Annotated in this window: 16 protein-coding genes; 6 read left to right on the plus strand and 10 right to left on the minus strand. The window is 67.5% G+C overall.

Annotated features, from left to right (window positions below; all coding sequences use genetic code 11):
* Positions 1–83: 83 nt before the first annotated feature.
* From AB0B66_RS37280 to AB0B66_RS37290, 3 genes are all read left to right on the plus strand, one after another.
* On the plus strand, positions 84–635 hold the full coding sequence (locus AB0B66_RS37280; RefSeq protein ID WP_360539202.1) for a hypothetical protein: 552 nt from the start codon (positions 84–86) through the stop codon (positions 633–635).
* A 216-nt stretch (positions 636–851) separates the two neighbouring features.
* Positions 852–2,015 (plus strand): lytic polysaccharide monooxygenase, encoded by a 1,164-nt coding sequence (locus tag AB0B66_RS37285; protein WP_360539203.1) that lies wholly within the window; start codon positions 852–854, stop codon positions 2,013–2,015.
* Between the two features lie 711 nt (positions 2,016–2,726).
* Positions 2,727–5,210 carry a transglycosylase domain-containing protein gene (locus AB0B66_RS37290; protein WP_360539205.1) on the plus strand — a complete coding sequence of 828 codons (2,484 nt, stop codon included), beginning with the start codon at positions 2,727–2,729 and terminating at the stop codon, positions 5,208–5,210.
* 314 nt (positions 5,211–5,524) lie between these two features.
* Here AB0B66_RS37290 and dhaK read toward each other — a convergent pair whose 3' ends face one another.
* The 5 genes from dhaK to AB0B66_RS37315 all read right to left on the minus strand — a co-directional run bounded on the left by dhaK (position 5,525) and on the right by AB0B66_RS37315 (position 9,690).
* Positions 5,525–6,520, minus strand: a complete 996-nt coding sequence (gene dhaK / locus AB0B66_RS37295; RefSeq protein ID WP_360539207.1) for a dihydroxyacetone kinase subunit DhaK — start codon at positions 6,518–6,520, stop codon at positions 5,525–5,527.
* Positions 6,521–6,538: 18 nt separating this feature from the next.
* Positions 6,539–7,180: a dihydroxyacetone kinase subunit DhaL gene (gene dhaL, locus AB0B66_RS37300; protein ID WP_360539209.1), complete on the minus strand. Its 642-nt coding sequence runs from the start codon at positions 7,178–7,180 to the stop codon at positions 6,539–6,541.
* The gene (locus tag AB0B66_RS37305; RefSeq protein ID WP_360539211.1) at positions 7,177–7,959 is read right to left on the minus strand and encodes an HAD-IA family hydrolase; all 783 of its coding nucleotides are present in this window, start codon (positions 7,957–7,959) and stop codon (positions 7,177–7,179) included. Before AB0B66_RS37305 ends, dhaL begins: the two co-directional genes overlap by 4 nt.
* On the minus strand, positions 7,956–8,816 hold the full coding sequence (locus AB0B66_RS37310; protein ID WP_360539213.1) for a class II fructose-bisphosphate aldolase: 861 nt from the start codon (positions 8,814–8,816) through the stop codon (positions 7,956–7,958). Before AB0B66_RS37310 ends, AB0B66_RS37305 begins: the two co-directional genes overlap by 4 nt.
* Before the next feature lie 274 nt (positions 8,817–9,090).
* On the minus strand, positions 9,091–9,690 hold the full coding sequence (locus AB0B66_RS37315; RefSeq protein ID WP_360539215.1) for a TetR/AcrR family transcriptional regulator: 600 nt from the start codon (positions 9,688–9,690) through the stop codon (positions 9,091–9,093).
* Between the two features lie 69 nt (positions 9,691–9,759).
* On the opposite strand from AB0B66_RS37315, the gene AB0B66_RS37320 reads away from it, so the two are divergent.
* From AB0B66_RS37320 to soxR, 3 genes are all read left to right on the plus strand, one after another.
* A complete protein-coding gene (locus AB0B66_RS37320) occupies positions 9,760–10,665 on the plus strand; it encodes a homocysteine S-methyltransferase family protein (protein WP_360539216.1) in 906 nt (301 codons plus the stop codon).
* A gap of 268 nt (positions 10,666–10,933) precedes the next feature.
* Positions 10,934–11,329, plus strand: a complete 396-nt coding sequence (locus tag AB0B66_RS37325) for a VOC family protein (RefSeq protein ID WP_360539218.1) — start codon at positions 10,934–10,936, stop codon at positions 11,327–11,329.
* Between the two features lie 278 nt (positions 11,330–11,607).
* Positions 11,608–12,090: a redox-sensitive transcriptional activator SoxR gene (gene soxR, locus AB0B66_RS37330; protein ID WP_360539220.1), complete on the plus strand. Its 483-nt coding sequence runs from the start codon at positions 11,608–11,610 to the stop codon at positions 12,088–12,090.
* A 2-nt stretch (positions 12,091–12,092) separates the two neighbouring features.
* Here soxR and fdxA read toward each other — a convergent pair whose 3' ends face one another.
* The 5 genes from fdxA to AB0B66_RS37355 form a co-directional block, all read right to left on the minus strand.
* The gene (fdxA, locus tag AB0B66_RS37335) at positions 12,093–12,431 is read right to left on the minus strand and encodes a ferredoxin (protein WP_360539222.1); all 339 of its coding nucleotides are present in this window, start codon (positions 12,429–12,431) and stop codon (positions 12,093–12,095) included.
* Positions 12,432–12,637: 206 nt separating this feature from the next.
* Positions 12,638–12,859: a hypothetical protein gene (locus tag AB0B66_RS37340; RefSeq protein WP_360539224.1), complete on the minus strand. Its 222-nt coding sequence runs from the start codon at positions 12,857–12,859 to the stop codon at positions 12,638–12,640.
* Positions 12,860–12,977: 118 nt separating this feature from the next.
* Positions 12,978–13,256 (minus strand): MOSC N-terminal beta barrel domain-containing protein, encoded by a 279-nt coding sequence (locus tag AB0B66_RS37345; protein ID WP_360539226.1) that lies wholly within the window; start codon positions 13,254–13,256, stop codon positions 12,978–12,980.
* Positions 13,257–13,696: 440 nt separating this feature from the next.
* On the minus strand, positions 13,697–14,350 hold the full coding sequence (locus AB0B66_RS37350; protein WP_360539228.1) for a hypothetical protein: 654 nt from the start codon (positions 14,348–14,350) through the stop codon (positions 13,697–13,699).
* Positions 14,351–14,400: 50 nt separating this feature from the next.
* Complete coding sequence (locus AB0B66_RS37355; RefSeq protein WP_360539230.1) at positions 14,401–15,147, minus strand: Sua5/YciO/YrdC/YwlC family protein; 747 nt, start codon at positions 15,145–15,147, stop codon at positions 14,401–14,403.
* Between the last annotated feature and the right edge of the window lie 620 nt (positions 15,148–15,767).

The following is a 15,767-nucleotide window of genomic DNA, read 5'->3' on the forward strand; positions in this document are numbered from 1 at the left end:
CCATTTCGCGTTCACGTTCGGCGCGCACTGCGATTCGGTGCCGCGTGCCGCTCCATTGCACAGTGCCGTCCATCAATGCAAGCATGTGCCTCGTGCTCTTTTTGCGACGCCAAGGTTGGTGGCTCCTACCCGAACTGGTCGTTGTCGTGATCCTCGCTGCCGCTCTGCTGATCGAGCAGCCCAACCGCTTTGAGGATCAACTTGCCGCCCGGGCGCAAACGGCGCTGGAACAGCTCTCACCAGCCGAGCTTGAGCTCTACGAGCCCAGCGGGCATGCCGCGGTCCACGGGGGCAAGGTCCTGTGCGCCGCCGAGTCCTTCGGAACGGAGCCGCCGGCCGCCAGGCGCATCGAGGACGTTCGGGTCATCTATGCCGTCTACTTCTGTGCGATCGTTCAGCCCGGCACCGCGTGGGACTATGCGAGCCGTAGCTCGGGTCCAGTGGTCATCACGCTGACCGACCCGCTGGTCGTCCAGACTGCGAGGTCTGGTCCGGATCCGGATCGGGTATGGGCGATGATCCCCGACGGTCTGGAGCAGAAAGCGTCCGCCAGCCTCCGTGAATGGGGCAGGCTGGCCGGACTGCGTGCACGCTATGAACAGGCGGCCGTGTTGCCGCTGAACTCTGGAAATTGAGTTCGCGGCATTGCCATGGGAGCGTTCTCATGTCAGGCTGTCGATGTCTGATTCTGTCAGACCGGTCGGGAGCCGAGCAACGGGCGCACAGAGGTCGATTTCGTGCGCGCCGGTTTGCATGGCATGCGTCGGCAACTCCCTGAAGGCCGACGTCCCTGTGCGCTCCATCCTCTGACAGGCGTCGACCTATCCGCCCAAAAAGGAAAGGACGACAGGGTGAATCGCAGACGCCAACTCTTGGCAAGCTTGGCCGCAGCAGCGATCACGGCGAGCATCGGCTTCGCGGTGATCAATACTTCTGCGGCGCAGGCCCACGGCGTGACGATGTTCCCGGGCAGCCGCACCTGGCTGTGCTACCAGGACGGGCTTCGCGGCAACGGGTCGATCGCCGCCTACAACCCGGCATGTGCTGCCGCGATCGAGGCAAGCAAGAGCTCCTCCGATCCGAGCGGCACCACACCGTTGTACAACTGGTTCGCTGTGCTCCGCTCCGATGCCGGTGGTCGCACCAGCGGCTTCATCCCGGATGGACAGCTGTGCAGCGGCGGAACCGGCGGGCCGTACAACTTCACCGCATACAACGCGACTCGCACGGACTGGCCGTTGACCCACCTCACCTCTGGGGCCAACATCCAGTTCCGGCACAGTAACTGGGCACACCACCCGGGTACGTTCCACTTGGCCATCACCCGCCAAGGCTGGAGCCCCAGTTCGCCACTGGCCTGGAGTGATCTTCAAGAATTCGCGAGTGTCACCAACCCGCCGTCGAACGGCGGGCCCGGCGCGCTGAATTACTACTACTGGAACGCACAGTTGCCGTCCGGCCGCAGCGGCCGGGCGATGCTGTACATCCGGTGGGTGCGCTCGGACAGCAACGAGAACTTCTTCAGCTGCTCCGACATCACTTTCGATGGGGGCAACGGCCAGGTGACCGGCGTCGGTCCCAACCAGACGCAGCCGCCACCGAGCTCGCCGCCTCCATCGAGCCCGCCTCCATCGAGCCCACCGCCGTCGTCCCCACCGCCGTCGTCCCCACCGCCTTCGAGCCCACCGCCGTCGTCCCCTTCGCCCGGCGGAGCATGTTCGGCGACGTACTCCCAGGTCGGTCAGTGGAACACCGGATTCCAAGGCGCGATCACGGTGCGAAACAACAGCTCCAGCGCTAGCGTCAGCGGTTGGACCGTCAGAGCGACATTCGCCAATGGGCAGACGGTCACGCAGTCGTGGGACAGCACCTATAGCCAGAGCGGCAGCGTGGTGACCTTCCGCAACGCAGCCCACAACGGGACTATCGATCCCGGCGGCACGAGATCGCTCGGATTCCTCGGGAACTGGTCGGGAAGCAATTCCCCGCCAAGTCTCACGTGCTCCAGTCCGTAACGACGAGTGGCCGGACGGCGGGTGCCCTTTACCTGAGGGCACCCGCCGTTCTTGTCGGGATGCCTGTGACGAGCAGGGCCGGCCTGCCGTCACGTCCGGCGACTTTGAGGTCGTGGCGCACCGGGATCGCGGCTCCGGCGTGGGTGGAGCGAGCTGATCGGTGAGCGCGGCCAGGCGGGCTGGATCCGGCACGGTGTGCGGCGTCCGGGCTGGTCGCCGCGTAGAGAAGCGGCTCGGTGCCCTGTTCCGGCCCCTGCGAGGGCACGATCTTGTAGGGCGCCTTCTCGAGGAGGCGGGGACCCTGGCCGCCGAGGTTGGGGTCCGAGGTCATCAGGTTGGTTCGGGTTTGGCCGGGATGTGCGCCCGCCGACAGCAGCGGCCGACAACTGGTACTGGGTCATCGACGACCTCCGGGTCGGCTGACCCTGACCGTTCGGCCCGTCGGCGGGTGGTCCCGACGGTCATTTTCGACGTGGGCCGTCCGGCCGACCGACTCCCTCCCGGCCTCGCGGCGCGGACGGAGTCGGCAGCTCGCACCGGGCGTGGCGCGGGTTCGCGCCGCCCCCGGCGGCGTTGCTGTCAGCGTGGTGACGTAGTCACCCGTAGATCACTGATTGTCATGCGGTCCCCGTGGGCATGCGGGGTGTGGCTAGTCTGCGGCAAGCGTAGTTCCTGGCAGCATTCGTGTATCCGGATGGGACGGTGTGAAACTTGACTACCTATGGTGATGATGAGCCGGTCATCGGCCGGGCGCGGCCGCCCGCACCGCCGGCGACCGGCCGGGCCGAGGTCCCCAAAGCCGGCGCCCCGGTCGCGGGTCGGGAGCAGGCGTCCCGAGCCGGCGTCGCGTCCCCGGCGGGCCGGGCCGGCGGGGACGCGCAGCCCGTGGCCAAGAAGAAGCGCAGCCCGCGGCGTCGGCGGGCGCTGATCGCGGGCATGATCGGCGTCGCCGTCATGCTGTCCGGCGTCGGGCTGATCGCGGGCACCTGGTTCTACAGCAGTGTGCCCCGTCCGGAGCAGCTACCGCTGAAGGAGAACACCGAGGTGCTGTCCGTCGACGGCAAGGCGATCGCCAAGCTGGGCGCGGAGAACCGGACCCTGATCCAGATCGGCACGCTGCCGGAGCCGGTGCGCAACGCGCTGATCGCGGGCGAGGACAAGAACTTCTACAGCCACGACGGCATCGACCTGGCGGGCATCGCCCGCGCCGCCTGGAACAACCTGACCGGCGGCGAGACCCAGGGCGCGTCGACCATCACCCAGCAGTACGCCCGCGCCGCTGCCGACGACCTGGAGATCACGTACGCGCGCAAGATGCGCGAGGCGGTGATGGCCCGCAAGCTGGAGGACGAGTACGACAAGCTGGAGATCGCCGGGTTCTACCTGAACACCGTCTACTTCGGCCGCGGCTCCTACGGCGTCGGCGCGGCCGCGCAGGCGTTCTTCGGCAAGGACGCGGCGAAGCTCACCGTGGCCGAGGCGGCGGTGCTGGGCGCGGTCCTGCGCCAGCCCGAGCCCAGCGACGACCACGGCGGCTACGATCCGCAGAACAATCCCGAGGCGGCCAAGGCCCGCTGGGGGTATGTGCTGGACAACATGGTCGAGATGGGCTGGCTGAGCGCCGCCGACCGGGCGGCCGCGGCCTATCCGGACCAGACGCTGAAGGCATACAAGGCGGGCCAGAACGCGGGGGAGTGGGGCTACCAGGACAGCGGCACCGGTAACGTGATCAACTACGTGGGCGCGGAGATGCGCGCCTGGAACGTGCCGGACTGGCGCAGCGGCGGCTACCGCATCACCACCTCGATCGACAGCCGCGCGCAGAAGGCGCTGGAGAGCCAGGTCTACCGCGCGCACCAGTTCGAACGCGCCTGCCAGACCAAGGACGGCAAGCAGACCTGCACCGAGACCGTGAAGGCGGCGGTCGACGGCAAGGGCACCCTGCTGCAGGGCCAGCCGAAGAATCTGATGGCCGCGGCGGTCGCGATCGACCCGAACAACGGCCGGGTGATCGCGTACTACGGCGGCAACAGCGGCACCGGCGTCGACTACGCGGGGCGCAACGCCATCGGCACCGAGAAGGAGTACGGCGGCCACCCGCCCGCGTCCTCGTTCAAGATCTACACCTTGGCGGCGGCGCTGGAGGACGGCTACTCCATCAAGAGCCACTTCGACCCGACGCCGCTGTCCAAGGCGAACGGCGACCCGGACAACGTGCAGAACGCGGGCCGGGACAACGACGCCAGCTGCGGCAAGTTCTGCACGCTGGAGCAGATGACGGTGAAGTCGTACAACGTGCCGTTCTACAAGATCACGCGGGACATCGGTCAGGACAAGGTCGTCGACATGGCCCGCCGCGCCGGGGTCACCACCGTCTGGGGCACCGACGGCAAGCCGATGCGCCTGGCCGGGGCCGATGCCGGCCGCATCAAGAGCACGTTCGGCTACCAGGTCGGCTTCGGGCAGTACCCGATCACCGTGCTCGACCACGCCTCCGGCGCGGCCACCTTCGCCGCGCACGGCGTCTGGCGCAAGCCGCACTTCGTCGTGAAGGTCGAGAAGAAGGACAAGGACACCGGCGAGTGGAAGCCGGTCGATGGCCTCGGCGAGAAGGTCGAGTCCCGGCAGGCGATGCGCGCCGAGATCGCCGACGAGGTCACCTCGGTGCTCCGGCAGATCCCCGGCGCGCACGCGCTGTCCGGCCGCCAGTCCGCCGCCAAGACCGGCACTTGGGAGAACGGCCGCCTCAAGCCCAACGGCCAGAAGATGTTCCCCGGCGAGAACGCGCACGCGTGGTTCATCGGATACACCCCTCAGATCGCCACCGCGGTCTGGGTCGGCAACGTCCGCGAGGAGCTGCCGCTGCGCGACCGCGACAAGGACAAGATCGGCGGATCGGCGCTGCCTGGGCAGATCTGGGAGCAGTTCATGAACGACGCGCACAAGGCGATGAACCTCAAGGCCCAGCCGCTGGCCGACGGCAGCGGCGGCAACCTCGGCGATCCCGACCGCGGCGACGGCGCGTCCCCCGCCCCGTCGCCAGCCCCCTCCAGCGCGGCCCCCGAGCCCTCATCCTCCTGCGGCCCGGACCAGCCCTGCGGCGGCGACCCGTCCCCCGAGCCCAGCCCCGAGCCCAGCCCGAAACCCAGCCCGTCGACCAGCCCCAAACCATCCCCGTCCCCCCGGCGCCCGTGACCGTCCAGCGGCCTCGCGACGCTTGAGGCGATCGGTGTCCGTGGCCGGAACGTCGTGGCACACCACGTGTTCCGGCCACGGACACCGATCCTCGTCAGAAGAAGCGGAGGTAGAGGCAGGGAGGCAGACGACGGTGCTGATGACCGTCACGTGGCTGCCGGAGCACAGGGCCCAGACCGACGCCGCCGAGTCGGCAACCGCAGCCGGCACCCGCAGCGTGGGGGCGCAGCGGGTGCCGGCCTTTTCGCTGACGGCCCGGGGTGAGCCGATACCTGCGCGCCAAGCAATAATTGCGCCAGACCGGCGGCCGGTCGTCAAAACGTGCGGATCGCGATCTCGGCCGGCGCGGCCAGGCCCTGGACGATCTCGTCATCGAGCTTGACCAGGGTCAGCGAAGCGCCTGCCATGTCCAGGGAGGTGCAATACTCGCCGACGTAGTTGCGCCGCACCTGGATCCCGCGGGCGGCGAGTTGTTCATGGGCGCGGCCGTAGAGCAGGTACAGCTCGCCGAGCGGAGTGCCGCCCAGCCCGTTGATCATCAGGGCGACGTCGTCGCCGCGCTGGTAGGGCAGGTCGCTCACGACGGCTTCGAGCAGTTCGTCGATGATGGTGTCGGCGTTGGCGAGCTTTTCGCGGCGGCGGCCCGGTTCGCCGTGGATGCCGACGCCGATCTCCATCTCGTCGTCGCCGAGTTCGAACAGGGGAGTGCCCTTGGCGGGCGGTGTGCACGAGGTCAGGGCCATGCCCATGGTCCGGGTCACCGAGTTGACCTTGTTGCCGAGGCGTACCAGCTCGTCGATGTCGGCACCGGCTTCGGCGGCCGCACCGACCACCTTGATGACGAAGAAGTTGCCGGCCACGCCGCGCCGGCCGATGGTGAAGGTGGAGTCGGCGACGGCGACGTCGTCGTCGATGAGCACCGTCTTGATCTGGACGCCTTCGGCCTCGGCCATCTCCTTGCCCATGTCGAAGGCCATCCGGTCACCGGTGTAGTTGTTGATCAGGTGCAGCACGCCCTTGGGGGTGGCGAGCAGTTTGCTGGTTTCGAGGACGTAGTCCATCGGCGGGGCGGCGAACACGTCGCCGGGGCAGGCGGCGTCGAGCATGCCCTTGCCGACGATCATCACGTGGGCTGGTTCGTGGCCGGAGCCGGATCCCTGGATGACCGAGACCTTGTCGTCGCGCGGGGCGTCGGCTCGCATGATCAGGTTGTATTCGGGCACGTAGCGCAGCGTGTCCGGGTTGGCCAGCGCGATGCCCTTGAGCATCTCGGGCACGAACTGGCGCGGGTCGTTGACGAACTTCTTCATGGCGGCGCTCCCCGTTTGTCAGAAGGTGGTGGGCCAGGCGTCGGCGAGGGCTTCGAAGATCACCGCGACGGCGGTGGCGCCGGGGTCGACGCTGCCGATGCTGCGCTCGCCGGTGTAGCTGGCCCGGCCGCGGCGTGCTTCGAGCGTGGCGGTGGCGTCGGCGCTGGTGCGGGCGACGGTCGCGGCGGCCCGGACGGTGGTCTTCGCGTCGCTGCCGAGCGCGACCTGGCGGGCTATCTCATCGGTGGCCGGAGCGAGCGCGTCGAGCAGGGTCTTGTCGCCGAGCGCGGCGTTGCCACGGGCCTGGATGCCTTCGATCGCCGCGTGCAGCATCGCGACGACGGCGTTGCCGTCCAGTTGCGGCGTGGCGGTGGAGGTGGCGGCGGCGCGCAGGAAGGCGGTGCCCCACAGCGGCCCGGAGGTGCCACCGATCTTGCTGGTGATGACGACTGCGATCTTGCGCAGGAACGTGGCCACGTCGGTGCGGTCGAAGGTGTCCCAGTCGGCGAGGACGACTTCGAAGCCGCGGGCCAGGGAGTAGCCGAAGTCGCCGTCGCCGACGACGGCGTCGAGGTCGCCGAAGTACTTCTCGTTGGCGACGGCGGTCTGGGCGATCGTGCGGACCACGAACTCGACCTGCGGCATCGGGTTGTCGGTCATCGCCCGTCCCTTCCGGCTAAGACGGCTTCGAGGTCGGCCAGCGTCACGTACCCCCCGGGTGCGGCAGGGCTGTGGTTCTCGAGCACGGTGATCGGGCCGGCGTCGGGTTCGCCGAGGGAGTCGACGACGAACGCGGCGCCGGTGAAGTCCTCGTCGGCGGTGTAGTCGTTGACGGTGACGACGCAGGCGATCCCGGCGGCGGTGGCGGCGGCCAGGCCGTTGTGGGAGTCCTCGATGACGACCGCGTCGTGCGGGGTCAGGCTGAGCCGGTCGAGGGCGAGCAGGTAGATGTCGGGTGCGGGTTTCTTGTGGGGCACGACGTCGCCGGCGAGCACGGTGAAGTCGTGGGCCCGGTCCGGGCCGACGGCGTGTTCCAGTACCGCCCGTACGGACGGTTCGGCCGAGGTCGAGGCGACGGCCAGCAGCCATCCGGCGGCGTACGCCTGCTCGGTGATCCTGGCGATGCCGGGCCGTGGTGGCAGGTCGCCTGCGGCGACCATGGCGGTGTAGATGGCGGTCTTGCGCTTGTGCCAGGCGGCCACGGCCTCGGCCTGACCGGCGGGGTCGGTCGGCAGCGCGGCGGCTGCGACGAATTCGGGTGTCAGGAGGCTGGCCATGCGTTCTTTGCCGCCGCCGATGGCCAGCCTTCGGCCGTACTCCTGCTCGTCCCAGCGCACGGGCAGGCCGAACTCGGCGAACGTCTGGTTGAACGCGGGCAGGTGGCCGTAGCGTTCGGTGTCGGCCAGGACGCCGTCGCAGTCGAAGATCAGTGCCTTCACCACGCGCGCCCTGTGCTGCCGAAGCGGTCGGCGTACCCGGCGGCCATCGCGGTGACGTCGGCGGCGACGTGCCGGAACAGCGACGGCGGGTCCCACTTGTTCTTGGTCTCGGGCTCGCGCAGGAACGCCAGGTTCGACTGCATGTAGGTGATCTTCAGGGCGGTGGAGACGTTGACCTTCGCGCAGCCGCGGGCGATCAGGTCGCTGAACTGCGCGTCGGTCAGGCCTGTACCGCCGTGCAGCGCGATCGGCACACCGGTCGCGGCGACCAGGTCGCTGACGCGCCGGCCGTCCAGGTGCGGCTCGGCCGAGTAGACGCCGTGGGCGTTGCCGATCGACGGGGCGAACACGTCGACGCCGGACGTCTCGATGAAGTGGACCGAGACGTCCAGGGTCTGCCGGTGGGCCGCCTCGTCGCTGCCGACGCCGTCCTCGACCCCGGTGATCGCCTCGATCTCGCCTTCGACGTGGGCGCCGTGGGCCCTTGCCTCGGCGACGACCTCGATGGTCTGGCGCAGGTTCTCCTCCACCGGCAGGGTGGAGGCGTCGAACAGCACCGAGTTCCAGCCCTTGGCCAGGCACTCGGTGATCACGGCCCGCTCGGGGCAGTGGTCGAGGTGCAGGCTGACCGGCACCTCGATGCCGGCGGTCATCGCCCGCCACATCGCGAACAGCACGTCCGAGCCGATCGACTTCACCGTCTTCACCGACGTCTGGACGATCATCGGCGACCGGCGTTCGACGGCTGCGGCCAGCACGCTCTCCAGCGTCAGGTCGTTGACGATGTTGATCGCGGGCACCCCGTAGCGGTCCTGCATCGCCCGGTCGACGATCTCCTTGAGCGAGACCACACCCATATGCCGAAGACTAGAGTGCGAACCAGTACAGATTGGCGATATTCGCAACAACGTCCGACGGTTCGGTCCACCTCGCCTCAATGGTGCCGCGAGGTGTCTGCGACCGAGCGTTGCCTGATGATCCGGTCACTAGCGGCGGATGTCCGCCCGGCGCATCCGGGCGGGCGTGCCTGCGCCGAGCACAACCCAGCCACTACCAGGCAACCCTCGACCTCGTCGAGACCCTGGACTGGCTGCGCGCCGTACCCGACGGACATGATCCGCGAGGCAGGACCTAGCCGAGCATGCTGGTCAGCATGAGCCGCATGACCCGCAGCTGGGCGGCGAGGTGGGGCTTGCCGGTGGCGCGGCTGAGCAGGTAGGCGCCTTCGAAGGTGACGAAGAAGTGGTCGGCGAGCCGTTCGGCGTCGATCCCGGTGGCGGGGCGGCCGTGGAACGCCGCCTGGATCAGCTCGGTGACGGCGTGGCGCCAGGCGTGGACCACCGCCACGATCTGGTCCGCCGTTCCGGTGTCGATGAGCTGGCGTTCGGTCAGGACGCTGATGTAGAGGCAGCCGGATTCCTCCGCGGTGACCGTGCCGGCCAGCTCCTCGAAGTAGGCCAGGAATGCCAGCAATCGGGGCTTCGGCTCGGTGAGGTGGGCGACGGCGTCGAGGGCTGCGGCGAGCACGCGGTGGTCGGCGGCGGCGATCCGGGCGACCAGGGCCCGGGCCAGGTCGTCCTTGCCCGTGAAGTGATGGAAGAACGCGCCCTTCGATGTGCCCGACGCGGCTACCACGCCGTCCACCGTGGTCGATCCGAAGCCGTATTCGAGGACCAGGCGTTCGGCGGCCTGAAGAATGCGCTCCCGGGTGATGGTGCTGTCGCGTGGCATACACATCCTTGTACCAGACTGTTTGGTCTGGTCCTATCAGACTAAACAGTCTGAACCTCGGGAGCTGCAATGGCCTTCGATCCCTCCGACGGGAACCGCTATGTCACCGACGGCGGCCTGGAGACCGATCTCATCTACCATTACGGGCTCGACCTGCCCGGATTCGCCTCGTTCCCGCTTCTGGAAGACGGCTCCGGCCGCGAGCACCTGACCGCCTACTACGACGGCTACGCCGCGATCGCCGACCGTGTCGGCAGCGGCCTGCTGCTGGAGGCCCCGACCTGGCGGGCCAACCCCGACTGGGGCGCCACCCTCGGCTACGACGCCGCTGCCCTGGACCGGATCAACCGCACGGCGATCGAGTTCCTCCAGCACCTGCGGCCCCGCTGGACCGGGATCGACCAGGTGGTGCTGTCGGGAGCGATAGGCCCGCGCGGCGACGGCTACATCGCCGGTGAGCGGCCCGAGACCGCCGAAGCGGCCCGCTACCACCGACCGCAGCTGGAGGCCTTTGCCGCCGCCGGCGCCGACCTCGCCCACGCGATGACCATGACCACCCCGGCCGAGGCCGCCGGGATCGTGCACGCCGCCCACGAGGTCGGACTTCCGGTCGCGATCTCGTTCACGGTCGAGACCGACGGCCGCCTGCCCGACGGGACGACGCTCGGCGCCGCCCTCACCGAGGTGGCCGCCGCAGGCCAGGTGGCCTACTTCGGAGTGAACTGCGCCCACCCCGACCACATCGCCCAAGGCCTGCTCGATGCCCCCGCCACGCAGGTGATCACCGCGCTGCGGCCCAACGCGTCCCGGCTGAGCCACGCCGAACTCGACGCCGCCGAGGCACTCGACGAGGGAGACCTGGCCGATCTGCGCGCCACGCTGGACGAGATTCGACCGCACCTGCCCGGGCTGCGCATCGTCGGCGGCTGCTGCGGGACCGACGCCCGCCACGTCGCCGCCCTGTGGCACGTATAGATCCTGTCTCGCGGATCATGTCGGTCGGGTACGGCGCGTAGCCGGTCCAGGGCCTCTACGAGGTCGGGAGTTGCCTGGTGGTGGCCGGCCGGCCGCGGCTCGCAGACTGGCTGCGTCCGGTCTGGACTTCCGGGCAGCGCAGTGCTGATTCGTCCGACACGGAGTCGGTCATCTGGTCAGGTCAGTGCCAAGTCTCGGCCCATCTCACGGCAGGTCACCTCACGTTGACCGGCCGCTGCCGGTTGCGGCTCCGGCGCATAATCGGGTGGTGGAACACTTCCGCGACGCCTCTTGCGCCTACCAGGATCTCGATGCGATCCGCCGGTTCTTCACCGAGGCTCTCGGCTTCGTCGAGAGGTCGGTGCAACCCGACCGGGTCGAGTTGGTCTTCGGCAGCTTCCACCGGCTGACCGCCACCCGGGCCGAGCCCGGCCGGGTGGAGCCGCCGTCGGAGCACTACCAGGGCCGGTTCACGATGGGTGCCCATATGTACGCGATGGACCGGCTGGTCGACCGGGCGAGGGCGGCCGGCGCCGAGGTCGTCGACGTCGGGAAGGGCAGCTACGACGACGGAGACGAGGTCGACGGCGTCTACACCTTCACGGTGGTGGATCCGGAAGGTCACCGCTGGCGCTTCGACGGAGTCGTCGCCCTCACCGGCTGACGGCCACGTAGGGTCCACCGGGCGTCGGACAGGTCGGAGGGGTGCGGGCTCATGAGGTGCGGTTGCCGAGCTTGGTCCTCGACGGCGCTGGAACGAGCGGCCCGCCCGGTCATCGTGAACCTGTGCGGGGTCCATGGGCATCAGAGCCGGTGCCGTGCACCTGACCAGCACGAACATCAATGGGCACCGATTGTCAACGTGGCGCTGCCAAGGTGCCGGGCGCGGCGTCGGATGATTCGATTTGATCTCAACCGGGGTTGAGGTTCTACGCTGCGGCCGTGCCACCGGAACCGTTCTCGCATCCCAACGACCTCCTCACTGTCCGGGAGGTCGTCGCCCGTACCGGGGTGGTGCCGTCTGCGCTGCGGTTCTACGAGGCGCGGGGGCTCATCACGGCCGAGCGCAACCGCGGCAATCAGCGGTTGTACCGGCGGCACATGCTGCGCCGCATCGCGCTCGTCCTCGCAGCCCGGCGTCTGGGCATCCCGCTCGCCGACGTCGCGGAGATCTTCCTCACGCTGCCGGCGGACGGACCGCCGAGCCACCAGGACTGGGTGCGGGTCTCGCGGATATGGAAGCGCCAGCTCGCGGCGCAGCGACGCTACCTCGTCAATCTTGAGCGCCAGCTCACCGCCTGCATCGGCTGCGGCTGCCTGTCCATGAAACTGTGCGACCTGCTCAACCCGGACGACCGGCTTCGGGCGCGCGGCCAGGGTCCGGTCCGTCTGCACGACGCGAGCGAGCGCGACGATCCGGCGTGACCTCAAGCGAAGGCGCCGTTGTCGAGCTGCGGCGGCAGGGCCGCCACGAGCGGGTGGTCGGCCGCCGCGGGTCCTGCTTTGCGCGGGGCTCCTCCGAGTGAGCCGATCGAGGTGAAGAACTCGGCGTTGACAGCGGTGTACCCGGTGAACTCGGCGGGTAGGTCGTCTTCGAAGAAGATGGCGTCGACGGGGCAGGCCGGCTCGCAGGCACCGCAGTCGATGCACTCGTCGGGCTGGATGTACAGCATCCGGTCGCCCTCGTAGATGCAGTCGATCGGGCACTCGTCGACGCAGGCTTTGTCCATCACATCCACGCATGGCAGCGCGATCACGTAGGTCATGCTGCGCAAGGCTAGAAGCTCAACCGCACTTGAGCGCAAGTCCGGCGCAGCGCGCTGCAGGCGTCGCCGGACCGTGCGCCTGCGCACCATGACGGCCACACCGCGATGCTTCCGGATCCGCGGCCGAACGGAAGCTGACGGTCATCCCGTGCATGCCTGCAGTGCGTCTCCGGGTCAGGCCGGTGTTGCTGGACTGACCGGGAGAGTCAATCCAGCACCTCCACGATGTCACCGACGCTGATCGTGCGATCTTCCGGGGAATGCTCGCCTGGTTCGGACTGCACCGTGAGCTGGAGACCGAAAAGGAGCTTCTGGTCGACGTTGCGTCGTGCGGCGAGAGTGCGCAGTGGCTCCCGCCCCTGCTGCCCGGTGTCCTGGTCGATCGTCGCGACCGCGCAGCGAGCGCACTCGCCGACGCCGTGGAACACGGCCGTCGGCGAAGCTCACCTCAGCACTGGAGCCGGCCGGTACTGGCCAGGGTACGAGGCTGGCGGCGGGGTCGTCGAGCCAGACCAGCCGGGCGGTGCGGCCCAGTAGTTGCTTGAGTCAGGCGCCCGCTTCGGGGTCGGCGGCGCGTACCGGTGCGGGCGGGCGCTGCCGGTACACCTGGACCTCGGTCGCCTCGCCGTCGGTCGGTTCGGCCAGCTCGAGCGTGGGCAGCCCCGGCGCGTCCAGGGTAAGCCTGCCGGACCGGGACACAGCCCTCATCGTGACCAGTTCCCGGTGCTGGTGTTGGGACAGTCCGAGTCCGTCTTCGTCCACGATCAGCCAGCGCCGGTCGCCGTCCAGGCCCCAGGGCTCGACCACGGCCGTGTCCCGGTCCATCCGGCGGCATCCCTTCACGGGATAGGTGTATATCGATGTCATGCGCACCCGGTCAGGATGACACGACGCGCTGTGACGCCGCTACCCCGCTCCGGGACGCCCGCCGCAGCAGGGGGGACTTAAGCATCATCGCGTCGACGATGCGCCGGCGAGGAACCCTGGGTGGACGTGCGTGCTCGTTGGCTCGAACTCGTAGCCGGGGTTGCCGGGCGTGTCGTCAATAGCGCCCTATGCCTACATGCCTTAAGCGGGCCCGCACGGGAGAGTCGCGACCCTGCGGCGATCGTCAGTCGGCGGCAGGTCCGCACGTCACCACGGCCTGGTCGCCGTGCGGCCGTGGAATGCCTCATCATGTATCCGACCGGAGGGCACGAGCACGCGACCCCTGAGTTCGTCTCCACAGACATGGATCCGACGACAGATCCATGGCATCCGCCCTTTCAGGCCGACGGTTGCTGTTTGAATGTATCGAGAAGAGCCCTGGTGTCTTCGACACCCAGCGGGGTAGACGAGGGCGCAAAGTGTTTCGCGAACATGGCCAATGCGGGATCGATCAGACGACCGCCGACATCAGTCGTCCAGCTGGTATGCAGCGCCATCCGAAGGAATCGGACCGCGACAATCTTCTCGTCCATCCTTTCAAGAGCCTCCCGACAGTTCTGCAAGATCCGAGCCGTCAGGATACTGCACACAATGCCACTCGCGAGGCCAAGCCCTGCGCCACCAGCTGCTGCTGGTGATCCGACACCGCGTATGGCCGCGAGTACGCCTACTGAAAAAGTTCCTACAACACATAGTACAAGCACGGCTAATAGAACGTTAACATCACGTTGTTGGCCTGCTTTTCGGGCCTTGATCTCTTCTATCAGGCGTTCTTCGAGAGTCCTCAGGCTGTCCTCGATTTCACGTCGGTCCTCGGCCCTGAGCACCGATCCGCCAGACTCCCTTGCTAATACGTCACGAAGAATGCCGTCCACGATGGCGGCTTGTTCGAGCGCGGCCTCCTCTTCGGGAACGGTCTGCACCGCCTCTAACGCTTGCCTTGCCTGTATGCGCTCAGACTCCGAGGCAAAAAGGCTCTCGTCAATTCGCATATATGCGCGTACGGTGTGCTCTTGCAACGATGAGCGGATCATTCGACCGATCACTCCCACTCATCACCGCGACGGACGAAATAGCGATCTAGCGCTGCTAACTTGCGGCGAACCTGATGCTCCGTCACCTCACCTTCACGGAAGATGGTGTACCGGGTGCCGCGGGCTGTGGTAGGTGCGTCAATCTCCAACACGGTACTCAGGTTGAGGAGAAACTTGCCGCGACGTCTCCTGACGGCGTAAAGCTCTCGTTCGATGCCGGCAGCGGTCGCCCCCTCGTAAACGATATCGACTGCGTCGCCGAAGCTGCGCACAGGAGTCTTGTCGCGATAGTAGATCGCTGTTGTCGTGAGTGGTCGCTCAAGTTCGCTAGACAGCTGAACCTCGGCCGGACTGTCAGGGAAACGAACGGCGATCTCTCGCTTCGGATTGTTCAGAGCGCCATTGAGTGCTGATGCGAGTTCTTGGGGAAGGCCAGCTTTCAAGGGCGCAACGATAGTAATCGGTCCCGGCGCGAACTCATCGATGATGTGCAACGCGGCCGTATTGAAGTTAACGAATCTCTCTGCCAATCTTTGCGTCCCGAAGGTTGCAGAGATTGGCTCGCGACCGCGATCCAGAATTAAGTTTATATCGTCACAAACGCCGCGAAGCACTGGAATTCCGACTAAAGCGTAGCATGTGTCTGATGGCATTATGCACAGGCCGCCTCGATTTAGGCCGGTGCGGATTCGATACAGGAAGGCGCGGGGAATCAACATCGATCCAGTGAGATCGAATATGACTGGCTTGTCCATGTATGCCACCTGCTAAGAACGCGGGATCTTCTCTTACGCGCGTCTGTTTCCGAAGCGGGGACGCGTCGAAGGACGACATTTTCGGTAACGCTAATGAACATTGCCCCTAACGTCAGGGGTTTGTCAGCCGGTTGACAACAACGGGGGATCGTTCAAGCAAGCCGTTTGATCATGTAGCCAGTGGCGATCATGATTGGTGTCAGATGCCGGGCTTGACGTTGAGTCGGCACCTGGTGTGGCGCGCGGAACGAATCGACCCCGTCGTCTAGCTTGACGCGGGGCTGCTCCCATGGCTCGCACCGCGGCGGTAAACGTCAAGACCGACTGGCCCTCGACCACGACGATCAGTCTGGTGAGAGTGACGGCGGGTAGGGGTCCAGCAGCGGTAGTAGGCGGACGCTGTCGCTGCCGTGCCGGATCAGCACGCCGGCACGGCCCGGCCAGGTCGGTGTGGATTGGGCCCAGGCCCAGTCGTAGAAGCGCGTACCCTTGCGATCCTGCTGTAGGCAAGTGCATGACTCAGCGCTGCTGGATCATGAACGCACGGCGTCAGCCGCTGCATCGCGTTCGAGAAGCTGCTCATGTCTGTCTCCGGTCCGTTTTCTAGCGGTGTCGTTCTT

Source organism: Catellatospora sp. NPDC049111 (genome assembly GCF_040648615.1).
In the GTDB taxonomy this organism is placed as follows: Bacteria; Actinomycetota; Actinomycetes; order Mycobacteriales; family Micromonosporaceae; genus Catellatospora; species Catellatospora aurea.